Below are 13,902 nucleotides of genomic sequence, written 5' to 3' on the forward strand. Positions count from 1 at the left end.
GAAAGCCGGGCAGAAAAACCCCGCATCGAGGGCCCTACCAGTAGTCGGGGTGATCAAGGGCGGGCGCGCAGTGCGCCGTCCCCCGGAGCGGGGTGAGCCTGTCGCCGCCGAGGGATTGCGCGAGCCAGCCAATCGGCATGCCCAGAGGCTGGGGCGCGCGCGCCACGTCTTCGGTGATCTGGTGGAAGCCGACGCGGGAATAGTAGGCCGGATTGCCATAGGTGATGGCCACGTCGACGCCACGCTGGCGCAGGGCGTCAAGCCCGTGGTTCAGGAGCGCCTGGCCGATGCCCTGTCCCTGCCGGTCCGGCGCGACGGCGACGGGCGAGAGCAGGAAGACAACCCGATGATCCTGATCGTAGCGCAGACGCGTGAAGGCGATGCAGCCCAGCAGCGTGCCGTCCCCGATAGCGGAAAAAACCAAGAGATCGTCCGGGGGCGTAGTGGCGAGCAGGTTTTGCACCAAGGCGCCGATCAGGCGACCCTCGTCCGCGCCTTCTGACGCTGTGAAGGTGCGGGTGAAAAGCGCGATGATGTCATCTGCGCGGTTTTGATGGCTGTCGCTGAATTCCATGCGGGCTTTAATGGAAACGGGCGCGCGCGATATGGCGCGCGCGCCGGTCTGGTTTTCGCGGATCAGGCGCGGCGGCGGCGCCCACCGGCGCGGCCGCCCCGGCCGCGGGTCTCTTCGCCGGGTTTCACCGGAACCTTGTTGAAGCGGATCCACTCGCCGCCACCTTCATCGTGGTTCATCAGGAAGTTGGCGGCGCGGATCGCTTCCATTTCCTTGCCGGCGCGCGGCTTGGTCGAGCCCATGCCGAAGAGCTGCACGAAGGTTTCGTCATCCATGTCCGCAGGCATCATGATGCCGGCGGCGAGGACTTCTTCCTTCTTGGCGGCGATGGCCTTGGGGCCCACCGGCAGCGCGACGGGGTTCATGATGGCCGAGGTCATGCCGGCCTCGATCGCCATGGGCAGGAAGGCGTTGTTGATGCCGTGACGGTTGGGCAGGCCGAAGGAGATGTTCGACGCGCCGCAGGTGGTGTTGACGCCCAGTTCCTCGCGCAGGCGGCGGACCAGGGTGAAGACCTGCTGGCCGGCGGTGCCCATCGCGCCGATCGGCATGACCAGCGGATCGACGACGATGTCATGCGCGGGGATGCCGAAATCGGCGGCGCGCTCGACGATCTTCTTGGCCACGGCGAAGCGCACTTCGGGATCTTCGCTGATGCCGGTATCGTCGTTCGAGATGGCGACCACGGGCACGTTGTATTTCTTGACCAGCGGCAGGACCAGTTCGAGCCGTTCCTCTTCGCCGGTGACCGAGTTCAGGAGCGGGCGGCCTTCGGCGGCGGCCAGGCCGTTTTCCAGCGCGCCGGGCACCGAGCTGTCGATGCAGAGAGGCACGTCGACGACCTTCTGCACCACTTCGACCAGCTGTTTCATCAGCGTGGGCTCGACGAAGTTGTTGTCGGCATAGCGCGGGTCCTCGGCCATCTTGCCCGAGAAGACGGCGCCCGAGTTGATGTCGAGCACGGTGGCCCCGGCGGCGACCTGGGCCAGCGCGTCGGCCTCGACGCGGCTGAAATCGCCGCGCTCCAGCTCCTCGTTGAGGATCTTGCGGCCGGTGGGGTTGATGCGCTCGCCGATCACGCAGAAGGGCTGATCAAAGCCGATGATGGCGGTCTTGGTTTTCGATTCAACGACGGTCTGGGTCATGTCTTATCCTTGCTGGCTGGCGGGGACGGCCGAGGCGCCGCCATTGTCGATGGCCCATTGGGCGTTGGTCTTGATCCCGCCCAGCGGGAAGAAGTGGACCTGCTCGATGTTGAAGTCCGGGTGCGCGGCCTTGTGGGCGGCGAGCGCCTCGACGACCTCGGTCGGCTCATAGGGCAGGAGCAGTTTCGAGACATCCTTGGCGCGGCGCTGGAGCACGCGGATCGAGGGGCCGACGCCACAGGTGACCGCGAACTTGATCATGGTCTGCAGCTTGGCCGGGCCGGCGATGCCGATATGCACGGGCAGGTCGATACCGGCCTCTTTCAGCGCATTGGCCCAGTGTATGATCGGCGTGGCCTCGAACGCGAACTGCGTGGCCAGCGCCATCTTGGCGTCGGTGCGCTCCGAAAACTTCTGTTTCCACTGCAGCGCTTCGTCGACGTTGCGGGTGCCGCCGTCGGGGTCGATGTCGCGGTTGCCTTCGGGGTGGCCGGCGACGTGCAGGCGGGTGAATCCCGCCTTGTCGAATAGGCCGGTTTCCATCAGCTGCATCGAGCAGTGGAACTCGCCATGCGGTTTGTCCACGCCACCGGCCAGCAGCAGCGCCTGTTTCACGTCCGCTTCGCCCTGGTACATGGCGATCCAGTTTTCCAGCGTGGCGGCATCCTTGATGATGCGGGCGGGGAAATGCGGCATGGCGTCAAAGCCTTCGCGCTTCAGCCGCGCGGCGGTGGCGACCATGTCCTCGATCGGGGTGCCCTCAATATGGGCGATGTAGACGCGCGTGCCGGCGGGCAGGTGATCGCGGAAATCCTCGACCTTCTCGGCGGTGCGCGGCATCACCTCGATCGAGTAGCCCTGCAGGAAGGCTTCGACCTGCGGGTTGACGGGGGTCGCGACCGGCGCGGTTTCTTTCCTGCGGAAGTTCAAAAGAGACATCATCGCACTCCAAAGGCGCATGGGCGCTCAGGCCCAGCCATCGTTGGCGATCAGGGCCTTGATGCGGTCCTGATCATATTCGGCATCGATACGGGCGGCCTCGGCCGCGGCGATATCGGATGCCTCTCCCTCGACAGTGTAGGGATCGGCCTTGCGCCATTCGGCGAGGTAGGCGTCGGTATCCGAGGCGCCCACCTTCATCGCCGCGCGGTCGATCGCCTGTTCGAACCGTTCGGGTAACGGCATTTTCGATCCGCGACGGCCCTTGCCGACGATGACCTGTGCCGGGATGTCCCGCCAGTAGACGATTGTGACCTCAGGCATGGCTGATTCCTTGCTGTTCTTCGCCCTGAGTAATTGAGCGCGCGCGCGTTAAAGGGTCGGTTTTCGACTTCAAGGCGCGATGTTGCGACGTTTGGCTGACGATAAAGGCCCCGGTGGATGGAAACCACCGGGGCCAGTCGTGGAAATTTTCATGTAGATGATGAGAGGTGTTGCGGAAATCTCAGCCCACCGGGGCGCCGTCATCGCGAGTGACCGCGATGATGGCCGAGCGCGGCACCGAGGCGCCGCCATCGGGCCAGTGCGAATTGCCGCGTTCGCCAGGGTGCTGGATGCCGACGAACATGGTGCGGCGGTCGGGCGACCAGCACAGGCCCGTCACCTCGCATTCCCTGGGGCCGACGAGGAAGCGGCGGATTTCGCCGGTGACCGGATCGCCCGCCAGCATCTGGTTGTTGCCCTGGCCTTCGAACTCTTCGGCGTTGGAGTAGTTGCCGTCGGTCTGGATCCACAGAAGGCCTGTGGAGTCGAAGGCGAGCCCGTCGGGCGAATTGAACATGTTCGACGGCGTGACATTCTCGGAGCCGCGGCGCGTGTCGTCGAGCTTTTCCGGGTTGCCGGCCAGCACGTAGAGATCCCAGGCAAAGCCATCGGCGGTGTGATCGCCGCCATTGGGCCGCCAGCGCACGATCTGGCCGAACTTGTTGGCCTCGCGCGGGTTGGGGCCGCCCACCGGGGTGAGATCGCCGCCCGCGTTGGGTTTGATCCCGCGGTTCTTGTTGTTGGTGAGCGCGCAGTAGAGCTCGGGTCCGTTGGGGTTTGCGGTGACCCATTCGGGCCGGTCCATCGTGGTGGCGCCCACGGCGGAGGCGGCAAGGCGGGTGTGGATGCAGATCTCGGCCTTGCTCATCCCCGTGGTTTCGGGGGTCAGCGGCAGCCATTCGCCCGCGCCGGTGTCGTGGAATTTGGCGGCATAAAGCGTGCCGTTTTCCATCAGGGCGTCGGTATCGGCGCCCGGGGCATAGACCCCGTCGGATATGTAGCGATAGAGGAACTCGCCGCGTTCGTCATCGCCCATGTAGATCACAAGGCGGCCATCGGTGTTGATGACGCATTCGGCGTTTTCGTGTTTGAACCGGCCAAGCGCGGTGCGCTTTTTCGGCGTGCTGTCGGGGTTGCGCGGGTCGATTTCGACGACATAGCCGGCGCGGTTGGGCTCATTTGGGGATTTCGACACGTCGAAGCGCTCGTCGATCTGCGCCCAGCCATAGCCCCAGTCCTTGGCCGAAACACCGTAGCGTTTGAGTGCCGGGCTGACCGCGTGATCGGGATCTTCGGCCGAGAAGTAGCCGTTGAAGTTTTCCTCGCAGGCCAGATAGGTGCCCCAGGGCGTGCGCCCCGAGCCGCAGTTGTTCCAGGTGCCGAGGCACCGGGTGCCCGAGGGATCGGCCGCGGTTTTCATCCCGTCGTGGCCGCGCGCCGGGCCGGTGATGTCCATCGGCGTTTGCGGGGTGATGCGGCGATTGTAGGGGCTGTAGGTGACGATCTGCCAGCCGTCGTCACCCGCGGCCAGTTCGACCACGGTGACGCCATGGGCGAGCAGGCCCTTTTCGATGTCGTCGGCGTTGGGGGCGTCATCGCCGCGGTTGCCCCAGATGATGGAGCGGTTGGTGTATTCGTTGTTCACCACCAGAAGCGTGCGGCCCTGATGCGAGAAGATCTCCATCCCATCGGTATTGTCGCCAAAGGCCAGCGCCTGGCTGGCGGCGGTGCCGCGGGTTTCGGGATCGAAGGCGGTGCCTTCCGACCAGAGCGGATCGCCCCAGCGGACGACCACGCGGGCGGAATAGCCCGGCGGCACGGTGACGGCATCGGCGGTCGAGCTGGCAATGGGGGCGAAGGGGAAACGGGCGCCCGACGCGCGGGCCCCCGAGGGCAGAACGCTGCCGAGCGTGGCAAAGCCGCCGGCGGCCAGCACGCCGCCCAGGAAGCCGCGGCGGGAAAGCGCGGCCTCGACCACCTGGTCGAAACCGGTCTCCTCGGGGCGGGGGGAAACCTGTTCGTCGTGATCGTCGAAGCTGATTTCGGGGATGTCTTTCATTGTGTCCTCGGATGCGGTTGAGAAAATCCTATCAGTCTTTGGCTACGCGGTGCGAGGGAATCGCCTGGCCGCGTCGCGCTGCCTGAAATGGCGGCCTTTCATGACAGCGACATGACGCTTGGCGGTGAAACATCTTGCGTGGAACCGATCGCGCGCCTACCTTGGGGGCAACTCGAAATGGAGGGCGTGGAGTTATGGCGCCCAAGCGTCCCGAAGGTGCGGGCGCGTTCCCGAAACCGGTTGAGAGCCCCGCGCCCAATCTGCCGGATCCATCGCAGCTTTATGCCGCGCTGGACCTGGGCACAAACAGTTGCCGCATGCTGATTGCCCAGCCCAAGGGCAGCCAGTTCCATGTGGTCGATTCCTTTTCCAAGTCGGTGCAGCTCGGGGCAGGGTTGGAGCGCACCGGGCGGCTGAGCCGTGCCTCGATGGGGCGCACGGTGCAGGCGCTGCGCATCTGCCAGCAAAAGCTCAAGCGCCACAACGTCAAGCGCATGCGCCTGGTGGCCACCGAGGCCTGCCGGCGCGCCAAGAACGCGCGCGATTTCATCCGAACGGTGCAGCGCGAGACGGGGCTGGAGCTGGAAATCATCAAACCCGAGGAAGAGGCGCGGCTGGCGGTGATCTCCTGCGCGCCTTTGGTCAGCACCAAGACCGAGCAGCTGCTTGTCGTCGATATCGGAGGCGGGTCGACCGAGCTCGTGTGGATCGACCTGTCGAGCGTGCCCAAACGCGACCGGCCGCGCGCGATCATGCGGCTGCATAGCGGGTTTCACCCGACCGAGAGCCCGTTTCCGGCGGCGAAGGTGGTGGACTGGATCAGCGTGCCGCTGGGCGTGGCGACGCTGCGCGACCAGTTCCGCGATGTCGAGGACGACGCGGCGCGCTTTGCGCTGATGAGCTGGTTCTTCGAGGAGAACCTGGCGGAGTTTGCGCCCTACAAGGACGAGCAGACCCGCGAGGGATTCCAGATCGTCGGGACATCGGGCACGGTGACGACGGTGGCGGCAAGCCACCTCGGCCTGAAACGCTATGACCGGACCAAGGTGGACGGGCTGCGCATGACATCCGACCAGATCGATCAGGTGATCCGGACCTACCTGCGCATGGGCCCGGGCGGGCGGCGGCGCGATCCGCGCATCGGCCAGGACCGGCAGGCGCTGATCATGTCGGGCAGCGCGATCCTGCAGGCGCTCTTGCGGTGCTGGCCGACGGACAGGCTGTCCGTGGCGGACCGCGGCTTGCGCGAGGGGCTGCTTTACGCGCAGATGAGTGCTGATGGCGTGCTGGAGGACGGGCCGTTCTAGCCGACGGAGGTGACCCGAACGGCAAAACTTGCTAGGCTACGATGAAATCGAAGCCTGCAGGAGCGCGAAATGCGGTTTCATATCAACCTGTTCGGACCGCCGGCCATTATCGTGTAGGGCGAGCGCCATGCGCTGAGCGCACGCAAGGCGATGGCGCTTCTGGCCTACCTCGCGATGCGGATGAACGAACCCGTGACGCGCGGCCACCTGGCCGGGCTCCTCTGGCCCGACAGCCCCGAGGACCAGGCCCGCACCAACCTTCGACAGGCGCTCAGCCAGTTGCGCAAGCTTTTCGCGGCGGCGGGGCACGATCCGCTGGAGGCCAGCGGCGACCAGGTGGTGCTGCGCGCGGACGGGGTTGACGCCCCGGCGCGTGCGCTTCTGGCCGGTGAACTGGAGGATGCGATGGCGCTGGCCGGGCAGCCTGCCTTTCTCGAAGGTTTCGTGCCGGTTGCCGCACCTTTCGAGGATTGGGCGAATGCCCGCGCCCGCGAGATCGACGCGCGCATGGTCGCCGCGCTGACCGGGCTTGCCGAGCAGGCCGCCGAGTCGCGCGACCATGCCCGCGCCAGTGCCGCGCTGTCCGAGGCGCTGCGTCGCGACCCGTTGAACGAGGCCTTGCACCGCAAGCAGATGCGGATGCTGGCGGCCATGGGCAAGACCGACGCCGCCCTGGCGCAGTACGAGACCTGCCGCAAGGCGCTGGAGGCGCAACTGGGCGTGGTTCCCGAAAGTGAAACCCGGCAATTGGCAAGTCATATCCGCGCCACACGCATGGCGCCTGCCGCCCAAGACACGCGACGCAACGGCGTCGTGACGGTTCTTCTGACCCCGGCGGGCGATCTCGATCATGTGGCCGAGGCTTCGTCGATCGAGCAGGCGCTGAGTGCCGCTTTCAATCATGACCGGGACGGCAAGGGGCGCGCCGTGGTGTTGAACGCCGCCGAGACCGGCGGCGACCCGCTGGACGCGGCGCGCGAATACCTGGACAACACGGAGGCCGGGTGCCTTGCCAGCCCCGCGATTTGTGGCGAGAGCGATCATAGCTCGGCCTTCTGTTTCACCCCCTGCGCCGGGAGCGAGGGCTATGAGGTGTCACAGGTGCCACGCCACCGGATGCAGGTGGGCTCCGTCTACGACGCGCCGGAACGCAAGCTGGGGGCGGACCTGTCCCTTCTCATTCTGCCGTTTCAGGATCTGAACACCGAGGCGGGCGGCATCCCGTTGGGGCTGGTCCTGGCCGAGGAAATAACTGCCCGGGTGTCCCGGTTTGGCGGGCTGACCGTGGCGTCGCCCACCGCGGCGCAGACCTGCCGCAAGCTGGGGATGGACGCGGCGGATCTAAAGGACCGACTCGGGGTGAATTACCTGGTGGATGGCAGCGTGTTGCGCATGGGCGACCGGCTGCGCATCGCGATGAGCATTACCGATCTCACCGACATGACGACGATCCACAGCGACCGCTTCGACGGCCGTTTCGACGAGCTTTTCGAACAGCAAAGCCTGATGGTCGACCGGATCGCGACGCTGGTCGTCCACAAGTCCGAGATTGCCGCGAGCGAACGTGCCGAGCGCGCAATGACCAATTCCATGGGGGCGTTCGACTGGTACCTGCGCGGGCTCTACAATCACCGCCGGGCGGGGCTGTCGCTCGACAATGCCAAGCGTGCGTCGCGGTTTTTCACCGAGGCGATCGATATCGACCGGGATTTCGCGCGCTCCTATGCATGGCGGGTCTGTTCGACGTCCTGGTTCGACGCGGACTATGCCCTGGGTGACGGGCTCCGGGATGTGTCCCAGGCGCTGACCATTCACGAACACGACCCCGAGGTGCAGCGGATTGCCGGGGCGATCGCCATGATGAACCGCGATTTCGACAAGGGCCTGCACCATGTGCAGCGCGCCGTCGAGTTGAACCCCAGCGATGCCTATCTGACCGGGACCTCGGCGGTCTACTGGTGCTGGAGCGGGCATGACGACAAGGCGCAGGAGGTCATGGACCGCGCGCTCAGCCTCGACCCCTTCCTGCCGGTCTGGGCGGTCGAGGACCAGGGGGTGCTGCTTTATTCCCGGGGCGATTACGCGGGGGCGGTCGACTCCCTCAGGAGGCTGGCCTTTCCCACGCCGCGCGCGCTGAGTTTCAAGGCCGCTTCACAGGTGGCGCTGGATGATGTGGACGGGGCCAGGGAGAGCGTTGCCCAGATTTTCCGGCTCGATCCGGATTACAGTTTCGACCAGCTGGAACTCGTCACGCTTTACCAGGACAGGTCGAAGACAGAAGGTCTGCGCAAGCGCCTGAAAACAGCGAGACTGACCTGAATCGCACCTGTACGTGTGACCGGTCAGTGACCGTGAATCCGCATGTTTCACGCCCATCCCCGCCGTTTTCACGCTTTTTTCACGGCGCGACAGACGTTCGGAACACAGGCGATCGGTAGCTTGGTGGCATCAAACGACGCAACCAAGCAACCAGGAGCCAAGCCAATGTTCGACAACCCGATCATCCTCAACCAACACCTCAAGGATCTCGAGAAAGAGGCCGAATTCTGCAAGCAGCAGGGCTTCTCGCTCTACCGGCTGGCCAACTCGCCGGTTGCCGCGGTTCTCGCGATGATCGTCATCGTGGGCGGTATCGCCGGGGTGATGGCGATCTGACCAGGCACCGGCTCGCGAAGCCAGGCACCCGCCAGACCCGCTCTGGCGGGTTTGCCTTTGCCTTGTACCGCCATGGGGGAATGGCTATTTCCGATGGGGAAAGCGGGGTCGGACAGATGGTACGAAAATCTTCGGGACGCGGACGGCGCGATCTGACCGTGAAGGTCAAGACCGCGCGGGGCCGCAAGCTCAGCTCGACGCGGTGGCTGCAACGGCAGCTGAACGATCCGTATGTGCAGCGGGCGAAAAAGGAAGGGTATCGCGGGCGCGCGGCCTTCAAGATCATGGAACTGGACGACAAGTTCCGGTTCCTGGTGCCGGGCGCGCGGGTGGTGGATCTGGGCTGTGCGCCGGGCGGGTGGATCCAGGTGGCGGTGCCGCGCATCAACGCGCTGGGCGAGAAACAGGGCAAGGCCGTGGGCCGGATCATCGGCATCGACCTGCAGGAGGTCGAACCGATCGCGGGCGCCGAAATTCACCAGCTGGATTTCCTGGAAGAAGGTGCCGACGAAAAAGTCAAGGAATGGCTGGGCGGCAAGGCCGACGTGGTGATGAGCGACATGGCCGCGGCCAGTTCGGGCCACAAGCAGACCGATCACCTGCGTATCATCGCGCTGTGCGAGGCGGCGGCCTATTTCGCCTTTGATGTGCTGGAAGAGGGCGGCACCTTTGTCGCCAAGGTGCTGGCGGGGGGCGCGGAGGGCGAGCTTCAGAAGCTGCTCAAGCAGAAATTCGCCAAGGTCGCCAACGTGAAACCGCCCGCGAGCCGGGCGGATTCATCGGAAAAATTCGTGGTTGCGACGGGGTTCCGCGGTTAGCGGCCGAAGCTGGCGGTAATGCCAAGGGCCTGCTGTTCTTCGGGCGAAAGCGACTGACGGGCAGACTGTGCGAACTCGTGCACCTTGGCCGTGGGCCCGGTGGTCTGGGCCGAGGGACGGGCACCGCCGCTGGCCTGCATGGCGCGCAGGTTGTGCTGGCGGATCAGCTCGAACAGGCGCGCGTGGCGCGGTTCGTGCGTGGCGTCAGAGGCCGTTTCGATCATCAGGGCGTTTTCCATGTTTCCCTCGGTCCTGTTGGCCCACGTCGGGGCGTTCAGGCCAATCTGGCGGGCAAATGCGGCGTTTTGTGTCCGCAACGGAAACAATTTCGGGGAAATTTCGCGCCAATCCGGGCCGGAATGTGGCGATGATCCCGGGCATAGCCCGGCGGAATTCCGATAATTTGCGCCAGCGGGGAAGCTCGGGCTCTTGACTTGGTCAAAATATGATAGTGATGTCATGTTCATAAAATTGGAGTTCCTATGATTCCGGCCTCGAGAACAAAGACAGCGATCGCAGATCCGTTCGAAGCTTGGCTCGTCCAGGGCCGAGAGGGCATGCGCAAGGGGGAGCGCACCCGCCTGAACCTTCTTGTCGCCGGCGCAGGTTTCCTGGCCGAAAACAACCTGGATGCGCTGACCGTATCGGCCATCTGCGGGCATGCCGGCGTCGCACATGGCACTTTCTATCTGTACTTCCAGGACCGAAACGACGTGGCCGGCGCGCTTCTGAGCAAGTTCGTGGACTACCTGCAGGTTCAGATGCGCATTTCAGCCCGGCAAGCCGGCGATCCGGTCCGCAACACGACGGCGGCCTATTTCGAGCTTTTCAAGGCCAATGCGGGCCTGATGAAATGCCTGGTCGTGGGAATCGACGCCTTTCCGGAGGCCAGGACGGCTTTTCAGCGGCTCAACAACGAATGGGCACGAACCGTCGTGCGGGCTTATGTGAAGAACCACCGGGGCGGCGGCCTGTCCGAAGATGAACTGATGCGACGTGCCTATGCGCTGGGCGGCATGGTCGACCAGTATCTTACCGCGCTTTTCGTAACGGAAGATCCCTGGATTGCTTCGCTTTCGAAAGACATGGACGCCGTTATCGACACCCTTACGACCCTCTGGAGGAAAGGCATGCACGAATGAGCTTGTTGCAGGACGGGCACCTGATGCCACTCGACGAAATATCGTCACACAGGCAGGACGCCTGGGAAAAGCAAAGCGATTATGTCGCCAGGAACTCTGAATTTTATCAAAGGCTCTGGAACGGCCGGCGGCCTCCCAGGCGGCTTGAAGATCTTGCCGAACTGCCATTTTCGGACAAGGCGGATCTGAGATTGTCGCAACCCGCGTCGCCGCCGTTCGGCGACTACCTTGCGGCCCCGGCGGACAGGGTGAGCAGGCTGCACCGAACATCCGGCACGACCGGCCAGGCCATGAACCTGGCCATGAGCGCAAGGGATTGCGAAATCACGGAAATCGTGGGGGGGCGGGCGCAATCGCTTGCCGGGTTGAAGCCGGGCATCACCGTTGTGCATTGCCTCAATTACCAGATGTGGATGGGGGGGCTTACCGACCACCTGACACTTGAACGCACAGGCGCAACGGTCGTGCCCTTCGGTGTCGGCTCAACCGAGCTGCTGATCGACACGATCCTGGAAACAAAGATCACGGCGATTTCCTGCACCCCGTCCTATCCAGCGGTTCTGGAACGCGTGATTGCAGAAAAATACCCTTCCATGAAACCTCGTGACCTGGGCCTGAAGCTGGGGCTCTTTGGCGGGGAACCCGGGATCGACGACCCGGCATTCCGCAGACGCCTTGGCGATATCTGGGGCATGCAACCAAGAAACGCGAATTACGGGGTGTCCGACGTCTTCTGCAATTTCGCATCCGAATGTCGCCACGACACGGCGCTGCATTTCGTCGCCCATGACGTCCTGCATGCCGAATTGATCGACCCGGACAGCGGGGATGGCAAGGGATTGGACCCCGGCAACGAGGGGGAGTTGGTGCTTACGCATCTCAGCCGCGAATGCCAGCCTCTGGTTCGCTTCCGGACCGGGGACATCATTCGGGTAGAGAACACGGACAAGTGCGCGTGCGGTTGCACGGGGTTCCGGTTTCGAGTGATCGGGCGTTCGGACGACATGGTGGTGGTCAGGGGGCTCAACATGTTCCCGACCATGGTCGCCGCGGTCGTCACCGGTTTCGACGAGTTGTCGGGCGATTACAGGATCATGCTGGATACGCCGCCTCCCTATGATGTCCTGCCCGTGCATGTAGAATTGGCGGTCGAGGGCAGGGACGATGGAACGCTTGCGCGGCGGATAGAGGAGACCTGCAAGAAAAAGCTGGGGGCGACAATTCGCGCCACCGTTCTGCCCCATGGGACGTTTCCCCGGACCGAGGGAAAAACCAAGCGGGTCATAAGGAGCTATGAATGACAACCTTCACTTATGAAACCATCCGGTCAGAGATGACCGGCGATGGCGTCCGCACGATCTGCCTGAACAGGCCGCATGCGATGAACGCGATGAACCGACGGCTGATCGACGATGTGTCCCTGGCGTTGGACGATGCGAACCGCGATCCGCAGACACGGGCCATCATTTTTACCGGGGAAGGCAGGGCTTTTTGCGCGGGCGATGATCGGCACGAACATGTGCACCCGGAAACCGAGGAAGAGGCGCGGGAACTCGTCGACGCCATTCAGCGCGCGACGGTCGCGATCGTCTTCGGCGCGAAACCGGTTATCGGGGCCATCAATGGCTGGGCTGTCGGAGGTGGTTTTGAATGGGCCATCAATTGCGATTTCCCGATCTGGGCGGAAAGCGCCAGGGGATTTTTCCCCGAGGTCTCGCTCAACCTCTTCGTGACGGGGGCGGTGACCTCGATCCTGCCGGCCCTGGTCGGTCCTCTGAAAGCGCGCGAGATGCTGTTCCTGGGGCAGCGCTATTCGGCGGAGGAACTGAGGGAGGTCGGTGTCGCGTGGAAGGTGGTGCCGGACGACAGTTTGCTGGCGGAAGCGGGCGCCGTCGCGGCACAGCTGGCATCGCTGCCGCCTTTGTCCACGCGGGCAATGAAGCGGGTTTTGAACCAGGCAACGGCCGGCGGCCTTCACCAGGCGCTGCAACTGGAGACCGAGGCGACTGTTGCAGGGTTCCTGGATCCGGAAACGACCCGATTGCTCAAGGACTTCTGATCGCGGCTGCGGGCCGGCAAGACGCCGTTCTCGTACATCAATGCGCTGAAGGTCATGTCAAATTAACTTGGCTTGAGCCGGGCAGGTCGCTTTCGTAGCTTCCGGTCATGACCAAGCGCTCCCCATTCAAGTTTTCAAAACGAGCCGTGAGATCATCCGCCTAGCGGTGATGCTCTATGTTCGATTCCCGCTTTGACTTCGCAATGTCGAGGACCTGATTCATGAACGAGGCATCGATGTCAGTCATGAAACCATCCGGTTCTGGTGGAACAGGTTCGGGCCGATGTTCGCATAGGAAACTCGACGCAAAAGGGTTCAGCAACTTCGGGCTTTCTCTTGATGGCAGTATCACGTGGACGAGGTGTTCGTAAAGATTACCGGCGAGCGCTACTGTCTGTGGCGCGCCGTCGATCAAGAAGGCGAGGTGTTTGAGAGTGTCGTCATGAAGCGAAGAAACAAATGCGTTGCATTGAAAATGCTTTGGAAATTGATGCGGCGCTACGGTCCGCCGGAGGTCTTGGTCACTGATCGGTTTCCGGCTTACAAAGCGGCGCTGCGAGTCTTGGGTCACGACCATCTCCAACCCTGTGGACATTGCCTCAACAAACGATTCTAGAACTTGCATCTACCACTCCGGCAGCGAGAAACGGCGATGCAGCGCTTTCGACGGATGCGAAGTTTGCAGAATTTGTCGCTGCCCTCTCCTCCGTCTTCAACCACTTCAACAAGGATAGCAGTCTCTCAAGTCGAGATCATTTACGCAAAACCGAACCGCTTCTCTGGAGAGTGGCGCGGTCTCTGCGCGGCATAACGGACAGAGCTAATGTCCTGGCGGAGACGAGTTCGAATTCGTCTGACAGCACCATCCCGACACCGTTGG

General features: G+C 63.7%; 13 protein-coding genes and 1 pseudogene. 8 read left to right on the forward strand and 6 right to left on the reverse strand.

Going from position 1 to position 13,902, the window contains the following annotated elements; genetic code table 11:
- Nucleotides 1-34: 34 nt before the first annotated feature.
- From E0501_RS05855 to E0501_RS05875, 5 genes are all read right to left on the reverse strand, one after another.
- Entirely contained in the window at nt 35-574 is a 540-nt protein-coding gene (locus E0501_RS05855; protein ID WP_137700379.1) for a GNAT family N-acetyltransferase, read from the reverse strand.
- A 62-nt stretch (nt 575-636) separates the two neighbouring features.
- Nucleotides 637-1,719 (reverse strand): dihydropteroate synthase, encoded by a 1,083-nt coding sequence (locus E0501_RS05860; protein ID WP_137700380.1) that lies wholly within the window; start codon nt 1,717-1,719, stop codon nt 637-639.
- Nucleotides 1,720-1,722: 3 nt separating this feature from the next.
- A complete protein-coding gene (locus E0501_RS05865) occupies nt 1,723-2,658 on the reverse strand; it encodes a methylenetetrahydrofolate reductase (RefSeq protein WP_137700381.1) in 936 nt (311 codons plus the stop codon).
- Between the two features lie 27 nt (nt 2,659-2,685).
- Nucleotides 2,686-2,982, reverse strand: coding sequence for a virulence factor (locus tag E0501_RS05870; RefSeq protein ID WP_137700382.1), 297 nt, complete (start codon nt 2,980-2,982; stop codon nt 2,686-2,688).
- Between the two features lie 181 nt (nt 2,983-3,163).
- Entirely contained in the window at nt 3,164-5,041 is a 1,878-nt protein-coding gene (locus tag E0501_RS05875; protein ID WP_137700383.1) for a PhoX family protein, read from the reverse strand.
- A 194-nt stretch (nt 5,042-5,235) separates the two neighbouring features.
- On the opposite strand from E0501_RS05875, the gene E0501_RS05880 reads away from it, so the two are divergent.
- The 4 genes from E0501_RS05880 (at nt 5,236) to E0501_RS05890 (ending at nt 9,821) form a co-directional block, all read left to right on the forward strand.
- Nucleotides 5,236-6,348 carry a Ppx/GppA phosphatase family protein gene (locus tag E0501_RS05880; RefSeq protein WP_137700384.1) on the forward strand — a complete coding sequence of 371 codons (1,113 nt, stop codon included), beginning with the start codon at nt 5,236-5,238 and terminating at the stop codon, nt 6,346-6,348.
- A 150-nt stretch (nt 6,349-6,498) separates the two neighbouring features.
- The gene (locus tag E0501_RS05885) at nt 6,499-8,667 is read left to right on the forward strand and encodes a BTAD domain-containing putative transcriptional regulator (protein WP_137700385.1); all 2,169 of its coding nucleotides are present in this window, start codon (nt 6,499-6,501) and stop codon (nt 8,665-8,667) included.
- A 165-nt stretch (nt 8,668-8,832) separates the two neighbouring features.
- Entirely contained in the window at nt 8,833-9,003 is a 171-nt protein-coding gene (locus E0501_RS21120) for a hypothetical protein (RefSeq protein WP_161594562.1), read from the forward strand.
- A gap of 116 nt (nt 9,004-9,119) precedes the next feature.
- Nucleotides 9,120-9,821 carry an RlmE family RNA methyltransferase gene (locus E0501_RS05890; protein ID WP_137700386.1) on the forward strand — a complete coding sequence of 234 codons (702 nt, stop codon included), beginning with the start codon at nt 9,120-9,122 and terminating at the stop codon, nt 9,819-9,821.
- Here the strand turns inward: E0501_RS05890 and E0501_RS05895 are convergent.
- The gene (locus E0501_RS05895; protein WP_137700387.1) at nt 9,818-10,060 is read right to left on the reverse strand and encodes a hypothetical protein; all 243 of its coding nucleotides are present in this window, start codon (nt 10,058-10,060) and stop codon (nt 9,818-9,820) included. The genes E0501_RS05890 and E0501_RS05895 overlap by 4 nt on opposite strands.
- Before the next feature lie 318 nt (nt 10,061-10,378).
- Here E0501_RS05895 and E0501_RS05900 point away from each other — a divergent pair, with 318 nt between their 5' ends.
- From E0501_RS05900 to E0501_RS05915, 4 genes and pseudogenes are all read left to right on the forward strand, one after another.
- Nucleotides 10,379-10,963, forward strand: a complete 585-nt coding sequence (locus E0501_RS05900; RefSeq protein ID WP_161594563.1) for a TetR/AcrR family transcriptional regulator — start codon at nt 10,379-10,381, stop codon at nt 10,961-10,963.
- Between the two features lie 302 nt (nt 10,964-11,265).
- On the forward strand, nt 11,266-12,264 hold the full coding sequence (locus E0501_RS05905; RefSeq protein WP_235857750.1) for a phenylacetate--CoA ligase family protein: 999 nt from the start codon (nt 11,266-11,268) through the stop codon (nt 12,262-12,264).
- A complete protein-coding gene (locus E0501_RS05910; protein ID WP_137700390.1) occupies nt 12,261-13,022 on the forward strand; it encodes an enoyl-CoA hydratase/isomerase family protein in 762 nt (253 codons plus the stop codon). Before E0501_RS05905 ends, E0501_RS05910 begins: the two co-directional genes overlap by 4 nt.
- Nucleotides 13,023-13,129: 107 nt before the next feature.
- Nucleotides 13,130-13,833: pseudogene (locus E0501_RS05915) on the forward strand (IS6 family transposase).
- Nucleotides 13,834-13,902 lie beyond the last annotated feature (69 nt).

The sequence above is a fragment of the Marimonas lutisalis genome (assembly GCF_005434965.1).
GTDB classification, from domain to species: domain Bacteria; phylum Pseudomonadota; class Alphaproteobacteria; order Rhodobacterales; family Rhodobacteraceae; genus Marimonas_A; species Marimonas_A lutisalis.

What these genes read in the sequence shown, in the direction of transcription:
- E0501_RS05855 (WP_137700379.1), bottom strand. Translation starts at nt 574, where the DNA reads ATGGAATTCAGCGACAGCCATCAAAACCGCGCAGATGACATCATCGCG.
- E0501_RS05860 (WP_137700380.1), bottom strand. Translation starts at nt 1,719, where the DNA reads ATGACCCAGACCGTCGTTGAATCGAAAACCAAGACCGCCATCATCGGC.
- E0501_RS05865 (WP_137700381.1), bottom strand. Translation starts at nt 2,658, where the DNA reads ATGTCTCTTTTGAACTTCCGCAGGAAAGAAACCGCGCCGGTCGCGACC.
- E0501_RS05870 (WP_137700382.1), bottom strand. Translation starts at nt 2,982, where the DNA reads ATGCCTGAGGTCACAATCGTCTACTGGCGGGACATCCCGGCACAGGTC.
- E0501_RS05875 (WP_137700383.1), bottom strand. Translation starts at nt 5,041, where the DNA reads ATGAAAGACATCCCCGAAATCAGCTTCGACGATCACGACGAACAGGTT.
- E0501_RS05880 (WP_137700384.1), top strand. Translation starts at nt 5,236, where the DNA reads ATGGCGCCCAAGCGTCCCGAAGGTGCGGGCGCGTTCCCGAAACCGGTT.
- E0501_RS05885 (WP_137700385.1), top strand. Translation starts at nt 6,499, where the DNA reads ATGGCGCTTCTGGCCTACCTCGCGATGCGGATGAACGAACCCGTGACG.
- E0501_RS21120 (WP_161594562.1), top strand. Translation starts at nt 8,833, where the DNA reads ATGTTCGACAACCCGATCATCCTCAACCAACACCTCAAGGATCTCGAG.
- E0501_RS05890 (WP_137700386.1), top strand. Translation starts at nt 9,120, where the DNA reads ATGGTACGAAAATCTTCGGGACGCGGACGGCGCGATCTGACCGTGAAG.
- E0501_RS05895 (WP_137700387.1), bottom strand. Translation starts at nt 10,060, where the DNA reads ATGGAAAACGCCCTGATGATCGAAACGGCCTCTGACGCCACGCACGAA.
- E0501_RS05900 (WP_161594563.1), top strand. Translation starts at nt 10,379, where the DNA reads ATGCGCAAGGGGGAGCGCACCCGCCTGAACCTTCTTGTCGCCGGCGCA.
- E0501_RS05905 (WP_235857750.1), top strand. Translation starts at nt 11,266, where the DNA reads ATGAGCGCAAGGGATTGCGAAATCACGGAAATCGTGGGGGGGCGGGCG.
- E0501_RS05910 (WP_137700390.1), top strand. Translation starts at nt 12,261, where the DNA reads ATGACAACCTTCACTTATGAAACCATCCGGTCAGAGATGACCGGCGAT.